We start from the raw sequence: 18,627 nt of genomic DNA on the forward strand, positions 1-18,627 counted from the left end.
GCTTGCTTCACCGCAAATCCGCCGCATAATCACAAAAACCAGATGAGCCAGATCCTCTCTTAGCTCAGGCGGCCATCTGTCCCAAAATCCCTGACGACGGACACTCGGAAATCTCGTGGCAGATGCCGTCCGCTCCGCTACCAAGTCAGATGTTACATTGAACTCTGCCGGAATGATCCGCGCCGGACTGCAACAGGGTACAAGCGGCGTGCAGAATGTCTATGATGTCTTCCTGCTGGCACCGCTCGGTGTCGGCGTTGAGGATCATAGCACCGGCGGCTCGCTCATTGTCGCCTATCTCACAGGGCGCGAGATCAAGAATTGTCTGGAGTTTCTGCTGCTCGGCAACCCCAACCTTCCGGGTCAGTACTTTCCGCGCGTTTTTGGAATACGCTTCCGCTACGATCCATCGCGACCGCAATTCGAAACCATCACCGAAATCGAACTGGGCGATATCGAGAGCGGTTATCGCCCGATCGATATATCCGAGGAGTCCGAGGCGCTCTACAGCGTATCATGCAACCTCTACTTTGGACTGATCCTGGCTTCGATACCCGTTGATACGAACGGAGCATTGTCGTTGGTGCCGAAGACGAAGGACGGTGAACCGCTGTTAACTCGCGCGGATGCATTGCCCGACAAACAGTTGAGCCCGTACGTTCTGCCCCCGAAAGGCGATATCGATCCACGCAAAGTTGTACAAGACGGAGGCGGGACACCCTCGCAGGAAATCAAGGAGTGGCAAGCAATCATGGAATACCTGAAGGGCTTGCCCAACAAGAACGACCAGGGCGTCTCGATACTTCTGATGAACCAACGCGCGATGGAAGATCGATCGATTAGAATTGGCGCGTGATTTTCAGTTCCGTATCGTCCCTTTCGTGCGCGTCATCGGCTGACAACTGCAACGTGTGGCTGTCCATTTATGTCTGACTTTGATCTAATGCAGACATACCATAGCTTGCCCCCAATGTCTGAAAGGTCCGCGATCCAGACCTTTTAGAACTGATGCATTGCGTTCCCGCAGCGAAGGTCCGCAAAGCGGGCTGCGACTGCAGAATTTGAAGGCAGCGCTCAATGTCTGATAAGGGCCGGGGGCCGCCATGTTGAGCCTAGCCGCCGAACCAAACAGGCGCGTCGCCTTCTGCCCATGGCGCGTACTTGTGCATTACGTTTATGAAGACTTCGCTTTCCAGGAAACGATCCAGCCATGCAATCAAATTTGGCCATTCCTGTGCGTCAAACCACTCTCTGTCTATATGGGCGAACTGGCGAACAAAGGGCAGAAGTGCCAGATCGGCGAGGGTGGGGCGATCTCCAAATAGCCAAGACCGCCCGGCCAATCTTTTGTCGAGGCCGACCAAGTAACTGGCCGCTTTCATGCGCTCTGTCGCCTGGTCGATGTCCGGATAGCGGGTGGCGTATTTTGTGTGATCCAATGCGGCCTTGAATGGACCATCATTTTCTGTAATCAGGTCCCACCCTTCCTGAGGCATGTCCAAAAGCCGGGGCGGATCATTCTGTTCGAGAGCCCAGATCATGATATCCAAGCTTTCGTCAAAAACCTTATCCGCAAGGCGAAGCGCCGGCACCGTTCCGAATTCTGATGTTTGCAAGAAGGCTTGTGGCTTGTCCCTTAGACGAATTTCGCGAAACTCGACTTTGACACCAGAACACGCCAAGGCGAGGCGGGCCCTGATTGCATACGGGCAGCGGCGGAACGTCCATAAGATAGGGTGATGAGCCATAGGAGGATTTATCTGCAACCCGCCGGTACGGTCAAACCCTTCTTCGATTGTCAAATTATAGCTTCTGCTGTCATGCCGCCAAGCCGGTCAAGCGGGCCACCGCTTCGCAAACATCGGACACGGTATCCGTTGGTTCAGGGGCAAACCGGGTTTCGTCGCCTTCACGGAACTTTCCGGTGCGCACCAGATACGCCTCTGCCAAGCCCGCAGCCAAAGCGCCGGCAATATCGCTTTCAGCATCATCACCGATCATAGCTGTCTGCGCGGGGGCAGCGCCGGTGCTGGCAACTGCGGCTCTGAAAAAACCGGGATCCGGTTTGCCTAACAGTTGAGCCCGGATGCCGGTAGCGTATTCCAGCGCTTTGACAAAGCAGCCCGCATCAAGGCTTAACTGCCCATCCTCATCCTTGAAAATGCGGTTGTATGCGAGCGCGATCAAGGGCGCCCCATTTTGCAACAATCTGTATGCCCGGTTCATATTTTCATAGGAAAACTCCTGGGCGGCATCGCCAACAATAACGGCGGGCGGTCCATTGCGGTCGCAGGCAGAAAACTCTTCCTCAAGCGCTGGGTGTACGAGCAAACGCGGGCTGTGCCCTGTGCGCGAAAGCCAATCCAAACAGGCAGCGACAGGTGTAAATACCTCTTCCGGCTGAATCGCGAATTTAAGGTCCCGCAGCTTGTCCATGATGCGGTGCTTTGGCTGCCGCGTACTATTGGTGAGGCATCTCACTTGCAGTCCGCTGGATCGCAACCGGGTAAGTGCCTCAGTGGCTCCGGGGATCGCTTCGGGCCCCTGGTAAAGAACTCCGGAGATATCAAGTAAAACTGTTTGAATCATTCTCAAATTTTGCTGGAGCCTACACGAGGTGTCAACTTTGGCACCTTCCGCGCCACCCGGAACCGGTGGCATCAGGAACAGTATTCCATCCGCAGAGATGCAGCAGTTATCAGGATGAGGAGAAGCTACACTGAGGGCGAGTGGCACGGTGAGGACAACGGCAGGTTTATTACGCAGATTGTGGGTTAAGAGAAACGTCAATCCCGTGCATGCCGGGAACGGCAGCAATGCGGACTGCAACTGCACAAATGCCGTAGCGCGACCAACGGCAAGTATGGGCCGTTCGTTCAAAATTACGATTTGAACTAGCAACACTTCAGGCTAGAGATGGTAACTTTGGTTGGCGGAAAGGTAAGTTAATTGGTCAAAAGGCAAAATATCTCTGCATTTTACACTTGTTTTATTGGTCGGAGTGAGAGGATTCGAACCTCCGACCCCTGCCTCCCGAAGACAGTGCTCTACCAGGCTGAGCTACACTCCGACCGTGGCGGGTGATCTATACCCGAGGATATGGATGTGCAAGAGGGATTTTCTGGCGGTGATCAGGAATTCACCAGCCTCTTCGCCAACATTCCCTTCAGGGTAAAGGGTCAGTTCGATAAAGCCGAATTTTCGTGCCGCCGTGGTCCACAACTGGTCCTGCGGGCAGCAATGGCAGGCGCGTTGCGCGGGCGAGTGATTGATTGCTAGTTACGATGCCGACGCGCCAACCGGCAAATCGTGATGTTAGGGTCTTACCAAGGCTGCCATATAGAGAGCGGAGGCGTTTTTCGTCTCCGATCCTTGCACCATAAGGAGGATTGACGATAACCAGGCCCTCAGGGCCTGTCGGGGGTTTTATGTCGCTGACTGAGCGGCACAGAAATCGGGTAAACGCGGCAACTTCGGCGCGATTTGCATTTGTACTGGCCGCATCGACTGCCCCGGCATTCCGGTCGGACCCAATGAACACTGTGTCAGTTTCTACTTTTGATCTGTCCTGGCGCATTGCGGACCACGTGATTGAATCGAAACCAGGCAAATCTTCGAAAGCGAAACCACGAGAGCGTCCTGGGTTCAATCCCAGTGCGATCTCGGCGGCTTCGATGACAAAGGTGCCAGACCCACACATTGGGTCCAGAACTGGTTCGGCCCCGTCAAAACCGCACTCGCGCAGGAACATTGCCGCCATGGTTTCGCGCATGGGTGCTTTAGCTACTGCTGACTTATGGCCGCGCTTGTGCAGCGGGTCACCGGAGGTGTCGATCGAGAAAGTACAGATGTCCTTTTCGATGCGTAGCAAAACGCGCAAGACCGCATCGGGCGAGATCGACGCACCGAGTGTTTCTGTGATCGCTCGTTCGACCCTCTGTCGAGCTGCTCCTGCATGGTAGATGCGGGATTTGCGGCTTGTAGCCTCAACCTTAATCGGAATGTCTGGGCGCAGGAACTCGGCCCAAGGGAACTTGCGTGCGCGTTTATCAAGCTGCGCCAGATGGACGGCTGGGAAACTGCCTATCCTGACAAGAACTTTGTTGGCCCCGCGCAAACACAGGTTTGCACGCCAGACTTCAGGCCAGGCACCGCGGACGTTAACCCCGCCAGCCACAATTTTAGCCTCTGCGAATCCCTTTTCCAAAGCTTCGGCATGTAGCGGAGCCTCAAGCCCGGGTGTGGCGACCAAAAAAATTTCAAATTCGGTGTTTTGTTCCATTGGCAGTACCTACACCGGAAGCATTCCGGGTGCGACCGGCAAATTTTCCTGCGACAAATCGTAAATTTACAACGGAAAGCGGCGATCACGGTCAATTTGCGCGTCAACGGGTTTGCTTTTGACGTCATCCCCGCGTAAACGGTGCCAAATCTGAATTCCGCCCGCGGACTTTTAACGCATTCTGACGCTTTTGCGGCGACGCCAAAGAAATCACGCGTTATTGTCTGGACCGGATATGGGTTGGATATATTAAGGCGCAGGGAATGAGGCTTGGAAGACCGTACCGACATGCAAACGTTCAAACTTAAAAAGGGGTTGGAGCTGCCGGTGCTGGGTGCGCCGGATCAGATTATCCAACCAGGACCTGAATTTAGGACCGTTGGGGTATTGGGCGGGGATTACCTGGGCCTGAAACCACGTATGCTGGTTCAGGAAGGTGATACGGTTCAGCGTGGAACGCCGCTGTTCTGTCATAAGGACGCGCCAGAGGCGATGATGGTCGCCCCGCTCAGCGGTAAGGTCGTGGCCGTCAATCGCGGCGCCCGTCGTGTGCTGCAGAGTGTGGTGATCGAGGTGTCCGACCCCAACGATACGGGGCTGGATTTCTCGGGCGTCGGCAATTCGGACGACGCTGAAGGTGTGACCGAAAAGCTGTGCGCGGCTGGTCTTTGGACGGCGTTCCGCACGCGGCCCTATTCGAAAATGCCAGTGCCGGGCACCAAGCCTGCGGCTATTTTCGTTACCGCCATGGATAGTGAGCCACTGGCAGCTGACGCGGCCGTGATCATTGCCGACGCTGGTGAGGCGTTTGCAGCAGGCCTGGGCGCGATTGCCAAGCTTACAGAGGGCAAAACCTATCTGTGCCAAAAGGAAGGCGATTCTATTCCAGGCGCGGATGTGCCTGGGGTTGAGGCCGCTGCATTCTCGGGGCCGCATCCAGCGGGTCTGGCTGGTACACACATCCATTTCCTCGAGCCGCTGGCAGGGAATAAGCAGGTCTGGACCATCGGTTATCAAGATGTGATTGCTATAGGCCGTCTGATGCAGACCGGTCATTTGGACCCGAATGTCGTGATCGCAATAAGCGGCCCGGGCGCGCGTCAACCGCGCCTGATCCGTACTGTGATGGGTGCGTCGACCGACGACCTGACCCGTGATGAGATCGCTGTAGATGGTACGCCGCGGGTCATCTCGGGCTCGATCCTGTCCGGAACCCATGCGGAAGGCCCCACTGCATATCTGGGTCGTTTCGCGCGCCAGATTTCTATTATCCGCGAAGATCATGACCAAATTCCAATGGGTTGGATTCGCCCGATGCCATCGAAATACTCGGTGCAGCCGGTGTTAGGTTCGGCACTTTCGAACAAATTGTTCAACCTGACCAGCAACCTGAATGGTGGCCGTCGCGCGATGGTGCCGACAGGTGTGTTTGAACGGCTGATGCCACAGGATTACCTGCCGACGCAGTTGTTGCGCGCGCTTCTGGTCATGGATACCGACAGTGCTCAGGCATTGGGTGCGCTCGAGTTGGACGAAGAGGATCTGGGCCTTGTCGGCTTTGCCTGTCCGGCGAAATATGAATACGGGCTGGCGCTGCGCGACTGCCTGACCAAAATCGAAAAGGAGGGCTGATCCAAATGGGTTTGCGCAACTTCTTTGATCGGATCGAGCCGAACTTTACCAAGGGCGGCAAGTACGAGAAGTATTTCCCCATCTACGAGATGGTGGAAAGCTTCATCTACACTCCGAAATCCGTCACCACTGTAGCCCCGCATGCACGGTCCTTCGTCGATATGAAGCGGATCATGACCTATGTCGTGATCGCGACGATCCCCTGCATCCTGTTCGGGATGTGGAATACCGGCTATCAGGCGAACACGGCCATTGCCGCATTGGGACCGGACGCCGCAACTGGCTGGCGCATCGCTTTGCTGCAGATGTTTGGCATCTCGCTGGACCCGTCCAGCCTGTTTGCCAATGTTATGCACGGGCTGTTGTATTTCTTGCCGATCTACATCGTCACTCTTGTGGCGGGGGGCATTTTCGAGGTTATCTTCGCTACTGTTCGCGGCCATGAGGTGAACGAAGGTTTCCTTGTGACCTCAATGCTTTACACGCTGATCATGCCGGCGACCACGCCATTGTGGCAGGTGGCTCTGGGCATTATTTTCGGTGTGGTCATCGGTAAAGAGGTCTTTGGCGGCACCGGCAAAAACTTCCTCAACCCTGCGCTTGTCGGACGTGCATTCCTGTATTTTGCCTACCCGGCGAACATGTCGGGTGACACGGTCTGGACACCGGTTGACGGCTTTTCGGGCGCAACTGCACTGTCGGTTTCTGCGTCCGAAGGCTATCAGGCGCTGGCAGCCGAAGGTCTGACCTGGTGGAATGCCTTCTTGGGCTTCATGCAGGGTAGCTTTGGCGAAACCTCGACACTGGCCTGTCTGATAGGTCTGTGCTTCCTGCTGGCGACGCGCATAGCGAACTATCGCCTGATCGTTGGCTGTTTGGGGGGTATGATCGTCTTTTCCCTGCTGCTGAACCTGATCGGCTCGGAAACCAACCCGATGTTTGCAATGCCGTGGTACTGGCACCTTGTCGTTGGTGGCTACGCCTTTGGCCTTGTCTTCATGGTCACCGAACCGGTTTCGGCCAGTCACACCAATCTGGGCCGCTATATCTACGGCGCGCTGATCGGTTTCATGGTTGTGATGATCCGTGTCATTAACCCGGCTTTCCCCGAAGGCATGATGCTGGCTATCCTGTTCGGCAACGTCTTCGCACCGCTGATCGACTATTTCGTCGTTCAGGCCAACATTAAACGGAGGGCGCGTCGCCATGTCTGATACGCAATCCCCAGACAATAACGAGGCACCCAAGGGCGCGATTGCCAAGTTTCTGGCGGCCTCGCCAGATTCGGTCGGCAAAACGATCTTTATCGCTGTCGCCGTCTGTCTTGTTGCTTCGATGGTCGTGTCGGCTGCTGCTGTCAGCCTGCGCCCCGTGCAAGAGGCGAACAAGCTGAAGGACAAGCAGGTTAACGTCCTGCAGGTGGCGGGCGTCTTTGAACCCGGCGTCGATGTGACCGAAGCATTTGCCGCATTCGAGCCGCATGTGCTGGAACTGTCTAGTGGCGAATTCGTTGACGATCAGTTCAATCCAGCGACTTTCGACGATATCGCTGCCGCAAGCGATCCGGAATTGAGCGTCGCTCTGGACGATGATCCAGCCGGGATCGGTCGCAAATCCCAGTATCGCGTGATCTATCTGCTGCGCGATGATGCAGGCGATTTGGACAAGGTAATCCTGCCGCTGCACGGCTATGGGCTGTGGTCCACGCTCTATGGCTTTATTGCGCTTGAGAACAACGGCAACGATATCTTCGGCCTGCAGTTCTATCAGCATGGTGAGACCCCGGGCCTCGGTGCCGAGGTGGACAACCCGCGTTGGAAAGCCTTGTGGAACGGTAAGAGGTTGCGGGACGACAACGGTGATCTGCAAATCACCGTCGCCAAGTCGCAACCGGCGGCTGGCCCTGACTTCTATGTCGATGCGCTGGCTGGTGCCACGCTGACTTCGGTTGGTGTTGATAACCTGGTGAAATTCTGGATGGGTGATGCGGGCTACGGTCCCTTCCTGGCCAAACTGCAAGCAGGAGAGTTCTGATGTCCCAGACCAAGAAAGAGATGCTGGTCGACCCGCTTGTCGACAACAACCCGATCACGCTGCAGGTGCTGGGTATCTGTTCGGCGCTGGCGGTGACCTCGTCGCTGCAGGTGTCCTTTGTTATGGCGCTGGCGGTGACCTTCGTAACGTCGTTCTCGTCCTTCTTTATCTCGTGTCTGCGCAACCAGATCCCGGGCTCGATCCGGATCATCGTGCAGATGGTGATCATCGCCTCGCTGGTGATCCTGGTGGATCAGGTGCTGAAAGCATATGCGTTCGAAATCTCGAAAACCCTGTCGGTCTTCGTCGGTCTGATCATCACCAACTGTATCGTGATGGGCCGCGCCGAGGCGTTTGCGATGAAAAACCCGCCGGTCGCTTCATTCATTGACGGGTTGGGCAACGGGATGGGTTATGGCCTGATCCTGCTGCTGGTCGGCTTCATTCGTGAGCTGTTCGGCGCGGGTTCGCTGTTCGGCATCACCATTCTGGAGACCGTCAACAATGGTGGGTGGTACGTGCCAAACGGCATGCTGCTGCTGCCGCCGTCGGCGTTCTTCATCATCGGTCTGATCATCTGGGCCTTCCGCACGTGGAAGCCAAACCAGGTGGAAGAACGTGAATACAAAATTCAGCAGGTAGAGGCCCACTGATGGAAGGTCTGATCTCACTGGCCGTAAAGGCCATCTTTGTCGAAAACCTTGCGCTTAGCTTCTTCCTGGGGATGTGTACTTTCATCGCCGTTTCCAAGAAGATTTCTACCGCGCTTGGTCTGGGTATTTCGGTGATGCTGGTGCAGGCAATTACCGTGCCAACCAACAATCTGCTGCTGAGCTATCTTCTGAAACCGGGTGCGTTGGCCTGGGCTGGGTTCCCTGACGTGGACCTGACTTTCCTTGGCCTGATCTCGTATATCGGCGTGATTGCGGCGATGGTGCAGATCCTTGAGATGATCTTGGATAAGTACTTCCCACCGCTCTACAACGCGCTGGGGATTTTCCTGCCGCTGATCACGGTGAACTGCGCCATTCTGGGTGGTTCGCTGTTCATGGTGGAACGCGACTACAACTTCGCCGAGGCAACAACCTACGGTCTGTCTTCCGGCTTTGGCTGGGCGCTGGCGATCACCGCGATGGCGGGTGTGCGCGAAAAGTTGAAATACTCGGATATTCCCGACGGCCTGCAGGGTCTGGGGATTACCTTCATCACCGCTGGACTGATGGCCTTGGCCTTTATGTCCTTCTCGGGCGTGAAACTGTAAGGAGGGCGCAATGGAAACTTTTAGCTTAGGCGTCATCCTTTTTACACTGATTGTTATCGCGCTGGTGACGATCATTCTGGCGGCACGTTCCAAACTGGTTTCAACCGGTGACGTGAACATCACTATCAACGGTGAGAAAACAATTTCGGTTCCTGCGGGCGGAAAACTGCTGCAAACGCTGGCCACCGAGAAACTCTTTGTCCCATCTGCTTGTGGCGGAGGCGGTACCTGCGCGCAGTGCCGGGTAAAGGTGCATTCGGGGGGCGGGTCGATCCTGCCGACCGAGGAAAGCCACATCACCAAGCGTGAGGCTGCCTGCGGTGACCGCCTGTCCTGCCAAGTTGCGGTCAAGCAGGATATGGACATCGAAGTTCCCGAAGAGGTCTTCGGCGTCAAGAAATGGGAATGCACCGTGCGTTCGAATGAGAACGTGGCAACCTTTATCAAAGCGCTGACTCTGGACCTGCCTGAAGGTGAGGATGTGAACTTCCGCGCTGGTGGTTACATCCAGATCGAAGCTCCTGCACACCAGTTGAAATACACCGATTTCGACGTGGAAGAGGAGTATCGCGAGGATTGGGATCGCTTCAATCTGTGGCAGTATGAATCTGTAGTGAGCGAGCCGATCGAACGCGCCTATTCGATGGCCAACTATCCGGACGAGAAAGGTATGATCATGCTGAACGTTCGGGTCGCGTCGCCGCCTCCGGGGTCGGAAGGAATCCCTCCGGGGCAGATGTCTTCCTACATCTTCAACCTGAAACCGGGCGACAAGGTTACTATCTCGGGTCCGTTTGGTGAGTTCTTTGCACGCGAGACGGAAAAAGAAATGGTGTTCATCGGCGGGGGCGCCGGTATGGCGCCAATGCGGAGCCACATCTTTGATCAGCTCAAGCGCCTTGAGAACCGTAACCGCAAGATCAGTTTCTGGTACGGTGCGCGTTCCAAGAAGGAAATGTTCTTTGTCGAGGATTTCGACACGCTGGCCGAAGAGTTCGACAATTTCGAGTGGCACGTGGCCCTGTCCGACGCGCAGCCTGAGGATGACTGGAAAGGCTATACCGGCTTCATCCACAACGTGCTGTTCGAAGAATACCTCAAGAACCACCCCGCGCCTGAGGATTGCGAGTTCTATATGTGTGGCCCGCCAATCATGAACCAGTCGGTCATTAATATGCTGCTGGATTTGGGCGTGGACCGCGAAGACATCATGCTCGACGATTTCGGCGGGTAAGAGACGAAGAAACCGGCGCGAAATGCGCCGGTTTTTTTACAGCCGCAGGTCGCTTGCGTCTTTGGGTAAACAGGATTTCACGTCGTAGAGCACTGACTGCTCTTTGCCAAAAGCGCGAATCTGTTGGAGGTCGAGGGCGCGAAACTCCTCATGAGCCACCGCAAGAACTATGCCGTCGTAGACACCTTTCTGTGGCTCTTCGATCATGGAAATTCCGTATTCCGCATGCGCTGCCTGATTGTCGACGTGGGGGTCGTAGACATCGACTGCGATCCCGTAGTCCTGTAGCTCATCGATGATATCGATCACCCGTGTATTGCGCAGATCGGGGCAGTTTTCCTTAAACGTCAGCCCCATGACCAGCACACGGGCGCGGGCTACGTTTATACCGACTCGCATCATCCGCTTGACCAGTTGTGACACGACGTAGCCGCCCATGGCGTCGTTCAGCCGCCTCCCGGCCAGAATGATCTGAGGGTGGTGGCCAACTGCCTCGGCTTTGTGGGTCAGGTAATAGGGGTCGACGCCAATGCAATGCCCGCCGACCAGACCAGGCCGGAAAGGCAGGAAGTTCCATTTGGTACCAGCAGCCCGTAAAACTGCCTCGGTGTCGATGCCCATCCGTCCGAAGATCATCGCCAACTCGTTGACCAGCGCGATATTCAGGTCGCGCTGCGTATTTTCGATAACTTTTGCCGCCTCAGCCACCCGGATGCTTTCCGCTTTGTGCGTCCCAGCATTGATAATCCGCGCATAAAGCGCATCAACCAAATCGGCGACTTCGGGAGTAGACCCCGAAGTCACCTTGCAGATATCGGAAATCCTGTGCATTTTGTCGCCCGGGTTGATCCTTTCCGGGCTGTAGCCTGCGAAGAAATCCGTATTGAATGCTAGCCCCGACATGCGCTCTAGAACCGGCACGCAGTCTTCCTCGGTCGCGCCGGGGTAAACTGTGGATTCATAAATCACCAGATCTCCGGGTTTCAGCAATCCACCAACCATTTCAGACGCGTTGAGCAATGGAGAAAGATCTGGCTGCTTTCCGTCCGTGATAGGCGTTGGCACAGTCACGATATAAGTATCGCAGGTGGCCAGATCGGCCAGATCGGTTGTGAAAACCACTTCTGAGGCCGCAGCCAGATCATCGGGCTCGACCTCTTGCGTCGCGTCATGCCCTGAGCGCAGGTCGGCAATACGGGTTGCGTTGATATCGAAGCCTACGACCGGGCCGATCTTGCCGAAGGCCACCGCCAATGGCAGGCCAACATAGCCCAGACCAATCACTGCGATCCGACGAGAGTTCGGGTTGGTTTCAAACATCAGAGAACCTCGGACAAAGGCCAAGGCCGTGCTCCCAATTGGAGAGCAGGAGTTTTTTCAGATGGAAACCAATCAGTCTCGCGGTGCCTGTCACCAGATCACGTATCATTCATCCCTCGACCTTGAAGCAGTCTTTGACGCATCAGGGATACTGTCACCGGGCCAAGGTCAAGGGGATTTTCCGAGAATCCGTTCAGCCGACGATCATCTGCTTCATGCGCAGTGCTTCGTATTCCAGCTCTTTCAAACGGAAATGCACGACGTCACCGATGGTAATCACGCCGCACAGGTTGCCATCCCGCAGGACCGGCATGTGGCGAAAGCGGCCTTCGGTCATGCTTTTCAATACATCATTCAGCAGATCGTCTGGCGAGCAAGTCTTCACCTCGCGTGTCATCAGATCCTCGACCGATTGCGGCAGGGTTTGACCGGGTGTATCCGCCATACGCCGCACGATGTCGCGTTCGGACAGAATACCCTGCAAGCTACCATTTTGATCAGTCACGAGAACCGCACCAATCCGCTTTTCCTTAAGCGTATTGACGACCGAATGAATAGTTTCGTTCGGACGTACCGAAAAAACCGCATCCCCCTTGCCCTCAAGCAATTTTGACACGGTGGTCTGCGAATGGGACAGGTTCGACTCTGTCGATTGGCTATACGTGGTCTTTTCAGCCTTATCGCCGCGCGTTGGGGACTGGTAAGAGGTTGGGGCCATGGGCAATCTCCTTCCTGGTTATTGCTAAGTCTTTCCCTTTCACCTTAGCGCAGCTAAACGACGTGTATAGGGTACAATTGCGCTGAAAGGCAAAATCACCCGCAATAATGGAAGCTTAAGCCTTTGACCGACCTGTATCTTACCCCGCCTGTCGCTGTCTTGATATTCTTTGTGGTGGTAGTGTGTGGGCATAATTTTCGTATGGCCTGGAAACAGCAGCCAAAGGGGTGGCAGAAACGGGCGTGGCTTTTCGGGGTGCCAGCGGTGATTGGCCTTTTAGTCTTGGGCTTTATGCCACTCAAACTCTGATGTCGGTTTGACTCTGGCTGGGGTGGCTGGCATATGCCGGGCACCAAGTTTTCAGGAGACCCCAATGCGTCTTGTGCCTGTACTGGCTTTTGCCACACTTCTATCCGGCTGCCTGTTCGACAAGGAACCCGAGGTGATCCGCCTGTCGGGCGAGACGATGGGAACAACGTTCAATATCACGGCTATCGGTAAGGATTTGGACGAAAACGCCCTGGCCACTGCGGTCGAAGCAACGCTGGCCGATGTCAACTCCAAGATGTCCAACTGGGACCCGAATTCCGAGGTCTCGACATTTTCTGCTGCAACCAGCACCGATGCCATGCCGGTCTCCGCAGAATTCGTGCATGTGATGCAAGCCGCCAATGAAGTACACGAAAAGACTGGTGGTACGTTCGACGTGACCCTTGGGCCTCTGATCGAGCTGTGGGGATTTGGTCCGCGCACACCGGAAGACCCGGTGCCCTCGGATGCGGACATTCAATCTGCACTGGAAAGTGTGGGTCAGAACAGATTGCTGAAATTGGATGCCGAGGCGGGAACGCTGAGCAAATCCGATGCCAGCGTTGGGATCAACCTGTCGGCTATTGCCAAGGGCTATGGTATTGATGCGGTTGCGGAAACTCTGCGCGATGCCGGCATCGAGAACTATCTGGTCGAGATTGGTGGCGATCTCGTCACCAAAGGCGAGAACGACAAGGGCGAAGTCTGGCGGATCGGCATCGAAAAACCGCAGGCAGGCGCGCAGTCACCGCAATTGATCGTGTCTGTAGGTGATCTTGGTATGGCCAGTTCGGGCGATTACAAGAATTTCTTCGAGCAGGACGGCGTACGATATTCGCATATTATCGACCCGACAACCGGTCGCCCTATCACACACCGGACTACATCGGTCACTGTTCTGGCCGAAAACGCCATGATGGCGGATGCTTGGGCCACTGCGATGTTAGCTCTGGGTCAGGAAAAGGGTCTGGAACTTGCCGAAAAGCATAAACTTGCCGTGTATTTCATCTCGCGGGATGTGACAGGTGGTGAAGATGCCTATATCACGGTACACAGCACTGCGTTCAAAGACGCTTTGAGCTCTAACTGACGGAAGAACCTGAGATGAGCACTTTTATTCTGGCCTTCATTCTGTTGCTGATCATCGTTGTTGGTATGTCCCTGGGTGTCATGCTGATGGGCAAGAAGATCAAGGGCAGTTGTGGCGGTCTGAATGCGATTTCAGGAGCGGATAAATGCGTGGTCTGCAAAAAGGATGTGGACCCCAACAGCCCCCTGCGCGATCAGTTACAATGCAAGCGTGCTAAGAAGATGCTGGACCAGATGGAACAGCAGGCCGAAGCATAGTTTACGCTTCGCTGCAGGCCGGGAATTGGCTAACTAGGTCCCTGACCATAGGGGGACACTAAGTTGGCCAAAGCCAAAAACATCCTGTTCATAATGTTTGACCAGCTGCGCTGGGATTATCTGAGCTGTTACGGCCATCCGCATTTGCATACTCCGAACATTGACCGCCTTGCCGCGCGCGGTGTGCGGTTCAATCGCGCCTATATCCAATCCCCGATTTGCGGCAGCTCGCGCATGTCCACCTATACTGGGCGTTATGTGCATTCGCATGGTGCGTCTTGGAATGGCATCCCGCTAAAGGTGGGCGAAATGACGATGGGCGACCATCTGCGCAAGGTTGGGATGGACTGCTGGCTGGTCGGCAAGACGCATATGCGCGCGGATGCCGAAGGGATGGCGCGGCTGGGGCTCGAGCCTGACAGCCTGATTGGCGCTCGCGTGGCAGAGTGCGGGTTTGACGTGTTCGAGCGTGATGACGGCATGTGCCCCGAGGGACCGGACGGGTATTACGACCCGGACGGTGCCAAGGCCTATAACACCTACCTGACGGACAAAGGATACGAGAGCGATAACCCCTGGCACGACTTTGCCAATTCCGGGTTAGATGCAGATGGCAATGTACTATCTGGCTGGTTCCTGAAGAATTCTTCTGAGGCGGCAAATATTGCAGAAGAAGACAGTGAAACTCCGTATCTGACCAGGCGGGGTATCGAATTCATGGAGTCGCATGACGGACCATGGTGCTGTCACCTGAGTTTCATCAAACCGCACTGGCCCTATATCGTGCCCGAACCCTATGCCTCGATGTATGGCCCCGAGCATGTTCTGCCAGTGGTCCGGTCCGAAGCCGAACGTGAGAACGCCCACCCGGTTCTGCGCGCGTTCATGGATACGAAAATCGGCCAGACATTCTCGCGTCAGGACGTGCGCGAGGCGGTGATCCCTGCCTATATGGGCCTGATCAAACAGGCCGACGATCAGATGGGGCGCCTGTTCGACTGGATGGAGAAAACCGGCCGGATGGAGGACACGATGATCGTGTTGACCTCGGACCACGGCGATTTTCTGGGCGATCATTGGATGGGAGAGAAGACGTTTTTCCACGACGCCTCAACCAAGATGCCTCTGATCATCTATGACCCATCGCCCGAGGCCGACGCGACGCGCGGCACGGTCAGTGATGCACTGGTGGAATCCATCGATCTCGCCCCGACCTTCGTAGAGGTGGCAGGAGGTGAGGTGGCCTCGCATATTCTTGAAGGGTGCTCGCTGTTGCCGATTTTGCATGGGCAGCAAGAGGAGATGCCACGCGACGTGGTAATCTGCGAATACGACTATTCCGCGTCGCCGATTGCGGATGCTCTGAAAGCCTCGGTTCGGGATGCGGTGATGTTCATGGTCGCGAACAAAAAGTGGAAACTGATCCATTGCGAGAGCGGTCATCGGCCCATTCTGTTTGATCTGGAAAACGATCCGAGCGAACTGAACGATTTGGGCGGCAGCGACACCCACAAAGATATCATCGCCGAGATGTATGATCACCTGTTTGCCTGGACCCGACGCCCCTCACAACGCACGACTCGGTCGGAACAGCAACTGATCGAGATGCGGACCAAAAGCCGGGGCAGGGGGGTTGTTGTTGGGGTTTATGATGAAAACGACGCGCCGCTGAACCTGACAGTCAAATACAGGCGGCGCAAAGCACGGCCATTTGCTGAATTTGTCGGCAAGGATAAGTCGCCTCACCATTAATTCTGAGCGACCTGGGCCAAAAGACGGTTCACCCGCCGATAGTCAGGCGATAAAAGACGGGTCAAGAGCAGAAATCCGGAGAGCTTCAAATGACCGCCCCCAAACCCGTTGTCTTGTGCATTCTCGATGGTTGGGGCCTGTCCGAGGACACCGAAGCCAACGCGCCCTATCTGGCCAATACGCCAACCTTCGATGCGATCATGGCCAATGGCCCACACGCCACGCTGATTACCCATGGCCCGGATGTGGGCTTGCCCACCGGTCAGATGGGCAATTCCGAGGTTGGCCACACCAATATCGGCGCGGGCCGGGTTGTGGCCATGGATTTAGGTCAGATTGATCTTGCGATTGAGGATAGCTCATTCTTTGACAACAAAGCTTTGCAGGACTTCATTACCAAGGTGAAAGATGCGGGCGGCACCGCGCATCTGATGGGGCTAGTGTCGGATGGTGGTGTTCATGGGCACCTGAACCATATCGCCGCCGCCGCCAAGGCGATCACCGACGCGGGAGTGCCTGTCGCACTGCACGCAATCACCGATGGCCGCGACGTGGCTCCGAAATCCGCCTTTACCTATATCGCCGAATTGGAAGACCGCCTGCCCGAAGGCGCGCGCATTGTCACCGTCAGCGGGCGCTATTTCGCGATGGACCGTGACAATCGCTGGGAACGCGTCAGCGAAGCCTATGAGGCAATGATCAACGGGCAGGGTCGAACCTCGGCATCGGCTCATGGCGCAGTTGACCACGCCTATAACCAATCTGAAACTGATGAATTCATCGTGCCGACGGTTCTGGATGGCTTTGACGGCGTCAAGGATGGTGACGGGTTTTTCTGCCTCAACTTCCGTGCCGATCGCGCGCGAGAGATCCTGCGAGCGATTGGCGAACCTGATTTTGCTGATTTTGAAACTGACCCGCGCCCGAAACTGGCCGCTCTGCTGGGTATGGTAGAATATTCGGACGGCCACAATGCCTATATGACCACCGTTTTTCCAAAGCGCGAAATCGTCAATACACTGGGCGAATGGGTGGCCAAACAGGGTCTGCGTCAGTTCCGTTTGGCCGAGACCGAGAAATACCCGCATGTTACGTTCTTCCTGAACGGTGGCAAGGAAACGCCGGAACACGGAGAAAACCGCTATATGCCGAAATCGCCCAAAGTGGCGACTTATGACCTGCAGCCCGAGATGTCCTCGGCCGAAGTAACCGCCAAGTTCGTTGAGGCGATTGAGGCAGGCTTTGACCTGATCGTCACCAACTATGCCAATCCGGATATGGTTGGCCATTCAGGCGATTTGAAAGCAGCAATCAAAGCGTGCGAAGCCGTGGATCAGGGGTTGGAACAGGTGGTTGCTGCGCTCGAAAAGGCCGGTGGCGCGATGATCGTCACCGCCGACCACGGAAATTGCGAGATGATGGTCGATCCCGAAACCGGGGGCCCGCATACCGCACACACACTGAACCCAGTGCCCGTAGCACTGGTGGGCGGCCCAGAGGGTGCCAAATTGCGCGACGGACGCCTATCCGACTTGGCGCCGACGCTGTTGCAACTTATGGGTCTGGAGCAACCACCGGAAATGACTGGCCAGAGCTTGTTGTCATGACCCTTCGCGCGCTTCTTTTGGCACTGCTGACTACGACACCGGTCCTCGCCCAGACTGCCCCGTCAACCGCAGCGCTGAACGCAGCGCAAATGCTGGAAGAAGCGTCTATCGCATTGGCCGAAGCCGACAGCGCCCGCGACCGTGTGCGTGCGTTGACCGAAACTATACAGGCTTATGAGGCTGGCTTGACAGCTATGCGCGACGGATTGCGCCGCGCCGCCACGCGTGAAGCGCAACTGACCGCAGAACTGCACACGCGTGAGAAAGAGATTGCGCAACTACTGGGCGTATTACAGACCATAGAAACCACCTCTCCGCCCGTTCTGATGCTGCATCCATCCGGTCCGCTGGGTTCAGCGCGCGCGGGTATGATGCTTTCCGAAGTCACGCCAAGCCTGAATGCCCGCGCACTGGCTTTGGCCCGTGATCTGCAGGAGGTGCAAACCCTCCGGCAATTGCAGCAAAGCGCGGCGGACACACTGACCGAGGGCTTGACCGGCGTTCAAACCGCCCGCACCGAGCTAAGCACGGCCATCGCCGACCGTACAGACTTACCGCAGCGTTTTGTCGAAGATCCGATCCGAACGGCGATTCTGATCTCTTCAACCGAGACGCTAGAGGGTTTTGCCAGCGGACTGTCTGAAATTTCGGAAGGCGAGATTGTCGCGACCAATGCTGATATTTCAGACCTGCAAGGGCAAATCCCATTACCTGTGCAGGGCGTCATGTTACACCGTGCCGGTGAGACCGACGCCGCCGGAGTAAAGCGCCCCGGAGTGGTTCTGGCCACGCAACCCCGCTCGATTGTGAAATCCCCTACCGCAGCGACAATCCGGTACAGTGGACCACTTTTGGATTTGGGGAATCTGGTAATCCTTGAGCCTCAACCCGGTCTTTTATTCGTATTTTCGGGCCTGCAAGAGGTCTACGGCAAACCCGGTCAAGTCATCCCAAAGGGTACTCCAGTGGGTTTGATGCCCGGTGAAACGCCCGGAATCGGCGCTATTTTGTCAACAAGCAGTGATGGCACTGGAACTGACCGGTCAGAAACGCTCTATATAGAGGTAAGACAGGATAACAGCCCCGTGGACCCGGAATCGTGGTTTCGGATCAGCAAGGATGGATAAAACC

General features: G+C 55.9%; 16 protein-coding genes, 1 tRNA gene and 1 pseudogene. 12 read left to right on the top strand and 6 right to left on the bottom strand.

Going from position 1 to position 18,627, the window contains the following annotated elements; genetic code table 11:
* Window positions 1–112: 112 nt before the first annotated feature.
* A pseudogene (locus ACR0D7_RS17665) lies at window positions 113–856 on the top strand (5'-nucleotidase); the annotation flags it as partial.
* Between the two features lie 256 nt (window positions 857–1,112).
* Here ACR0D7_RS17665 and ACR0D7_RS17670 read toward each other — a convergent pair.
* The 4 genes from ACR0D7_RS17670 to ACR0D7_RS17685 all read right to left on the bottom strand — a co-directional run bounded on the left by ACR0D7_RS17670 (window position 1,113) and on the right by ACR0D7_RS17685 (window position 4,282).
* Window positions 1,113–1,748: a glutathione S-transferase gene (locus ACR0D7_RS17670; protein ID WP_480680243.1), complete on the bottom strand. Its 636-nt coding sequence runs from the start codon at window positions 1,746–1,748 to the stop codon at window positions 1,113–1,115.
* 70 nt (window positions 1,749–1,818) lie between these two features.
* The gene (locus tag ACR0D7_RS17675) at window positions 1,819–2,880 is read right to left on the bottom strand and encodes a TIGR01458 family HAD-type hydrolase (RefSeq protein ID WP_480680202.1); all 1,062 of its coding nucleotides are present in this window, start codon (window positions 2,878–2,880) and stop codon (window positions 1,819–1,821) included.
* 113 nt (window positions 2,881–2,993) lie between these two features.
* Window positions 2,994–3,070, bottom strand: a tRNA-Pro gene (locus ACR0D7_RS17680).
* A 96-nt stretch (window positions 3,071–3,166) separates the two neighbouring features.
* Window positions 3,167–4,282: a THUMP domain-containing class I SAM-dependent RNA methyltransferase gene (locus ACR0D7_RS17685; RefSeq protein WP_480680203.1), complete on the bottom strand. Its 1,116-nt coding sequence runs from the start codon at window positions 4,280–4,282 to the stop codon at window positions 3,167–3,169.
* 288 nt (window positions 4,283–4,570) lie between these two features.
* Between ACR0D7_RS17685 and ACR0D7_RS17690 the strand changes: the two genes are divergently transcribed.
* Genes ACR0D7_RS17690 through nqrF form a run of 6 tightly spaced genes read left to right on the top strand, consistent with a single transcriptional unit; the run spans window position 4,571 to window position 10,443 of the window.
* Entirely contained in the window at window positions 4,571–5,914 is a 1,344-nt protein-coding gene (locus ACR0D7_RS17690; protein WP_480680244.1) for a Na(+)-translocating NADH-quinone reductase subunit A, read from the top strand.
* 5 nt (window positions 5,915–5,919) lie between these two features.
* Window positions 5,920–7,128 carry an NADH:ubiquinone reductase (Na(+)-transporting) subunit B gene (locus tag ACR0D7_RS17695; protein WP_480680204.1) on the top strand — a complete coding sequence of 403 codons (1,209 nt, stop codon included), beginning with the start codon at window positions 5,920–5,922 and terminating at the stop codon, window positions 7,126–7,128.
* Window positions 7,121–7,948: a Na(+)-translocating NADH-quinone reductase subunit C gene (locus ACR0D7_RS17700; protein WP_480680205.1), complete on the top strand. Its 828-nt coding sequence runs from the start codon at window positions 7,121–7,123 to the stop codon at window positions 7,946–7,948. Before ACR0D7_RS17695 ends, ACR0D7_RS17700 begins: the two co-directional genes overlap by 8 nt.
* A complete protein-coding gene (locus ACR0D7_RS17705) occupies window positions 7,948–8,601 on the top strand; it encodes an NADH:ubiquinone reductase (Na(+)-transporting) subunit D (RefSeq protein WP_170384454.1) in 654 nt (217 codons plus the stop codon). The genes ACR0D7_RS17700 and ACR0D7_RS17705 overlap by 1 nt, the downstream gene beginning before the upstream one ends.
* On the top strand, window positions 8,601–9,209 hold the full coding sequence (gene nqrE / locus ACR0D7_RS17710; RefSeq protein WP_170384456.1) for an NADH:ubiquinone reductase (Na(+)-transporting) subunit E: 609 nt from the start codon (window positions 8,601–8,603) through the stop codon (window positions 9,207–9,209). The genes ACR0D7_RS17705 and nqrE overlap by 1 nt, the downstream gene beginning before the upstream one ends.
* Window positions 9,210–9,219: 10 nt before the next feature.
* Complete coding sequence (nqrF, locus tag ACR0D7_RS17715; RefSeq protein ID WP_480680206.1) at window positions 9,220–10,443, top strand: NADH:ubiquinone reductase (Na(+)-transporting) subunit F; 1,224 nt, start codon at window positions 9,220–9,222, stop codon at window positions 10,441–10,443.
* Window positions 10,444–10,479: 36 nt separating this feature from the next.
* On the opposite strand, the gene tviB is transcribed toward nqrF, so the two are convergent.
* Together tviB and ACR0D7_RS17725 are read right to left on the bottom strand one after the other, a co-directional pair.
* Complete coding sequence (gene tviB, locus ACR0D7_RS17720; RefSeq protein ID WP_480680207.1) at window positions 10,480–11,763, bottom strand: Vi polysaccharide biosynthesis UDP-N-acetylglucosamine C-6 dehydrogenase TviB; 1,284 nt, start codon at window positions 11,761–11,763, stop codon at window positions 10,480–10,482.
* A gap of 193 nt (window positions 11,764–11,956) precedes the next feature.
* Entirely contained in the window at window positions 11,957–12,481 is a 525-nt protein-coding gene (locus ACR0D7_RS17725; RefSeq protein ID WP_170384462.1) for a CBS domain-containing protein, read from the bottom strand.
* Between the two features lie 373 nt (window positions 12,482–12,854).
* Here ACR0D7_RS17725 and ACR0D7_RS17730 point away from each other — a divergent pair, with 373 nt between their 5' ends.
* The 5 genes from ACR0D7_RS17730 to ACR0D7_RS17750 all read left to right on the top strand — a co-directional run bounded on the left by ACR0D7_RS17730 (window position 12,855) and on the right by ACR0D7_RS17750 (window position 18,623).
* Window positions 12,855–13,880 (top strand): FAD:protein FMN transferase, encoded by a 1,026-nt coding sequence (locus tag ACR0D7_RS17730; protein ID WP_480680208.1) that lies wholly within the window; start codon window positions 12,855–12,857, stop codon window positions 13,878–13,880.
* 14 nt (window positions 13,881–13,894) lie between these two features.
* Window positions 13,895–14,137, top strand: a complete 243-nt coding sequence (nqrM, locus tag ACR0D7_RS17735; protein WP_170384464.1) for a (Na+)-NQR maturation NqrM — start codon at window positions 13,895–13,897, stop codon at window positions 14,135–14,137.
* 63 nt (window positions 14,138–14,200) lie between these two features.
* Window positions 14,201–15,889 carry a sulfatase-like hydrolase/transferase gene (locus tag ACR0D7_RS17740; RefSeq protein WP_480680209.1) on the top strand — a complete coding sequence of 563 codons (1,689 nt, stop codon included), beginning with the start codon at window positions 14,201–14,203 and terminating at the stop codon, window positions 15,887–15,889.
* Window positions 15,890–15,978: 89 nt separating this feature from the next.
* Window positions 15,979–17,496: a 2,3-bisphosphoglycerate-independent phosphoglycerate mutase gene (gene gpmI, locus ACR0D7_RS17745; protein ID WP_480680210.1), complete on the top strand. Its 1,518-nt coding sequence runs from the start codon at window positions 15,979–15,981 to the stop codon at window positions 17,494–17,496.
* Window positions 17,493–18,623 carry a murein hydrolase activator EnvC family protein gene (locus tag ACR0D7_RS17750; RefSeq protein WP_480680211.1) on the top strand — a complete coding sequence of 377 codons (1,131 nt, stop codon included), beginning with the start codon at window positions 17,493–17,495 and terminating at the stop codon, window positions 18,621–18,623. The genes gpmI and ACR0D7_RS17750 overlap by 4 nt, the downstream gene beginning before the upstream one ends.
* Window positions 18,624–18,627 lie beyond the last annotated feature (4 nt).

Source organism: Ruegeria sp. BB7 (assembly GCF_056539365.1).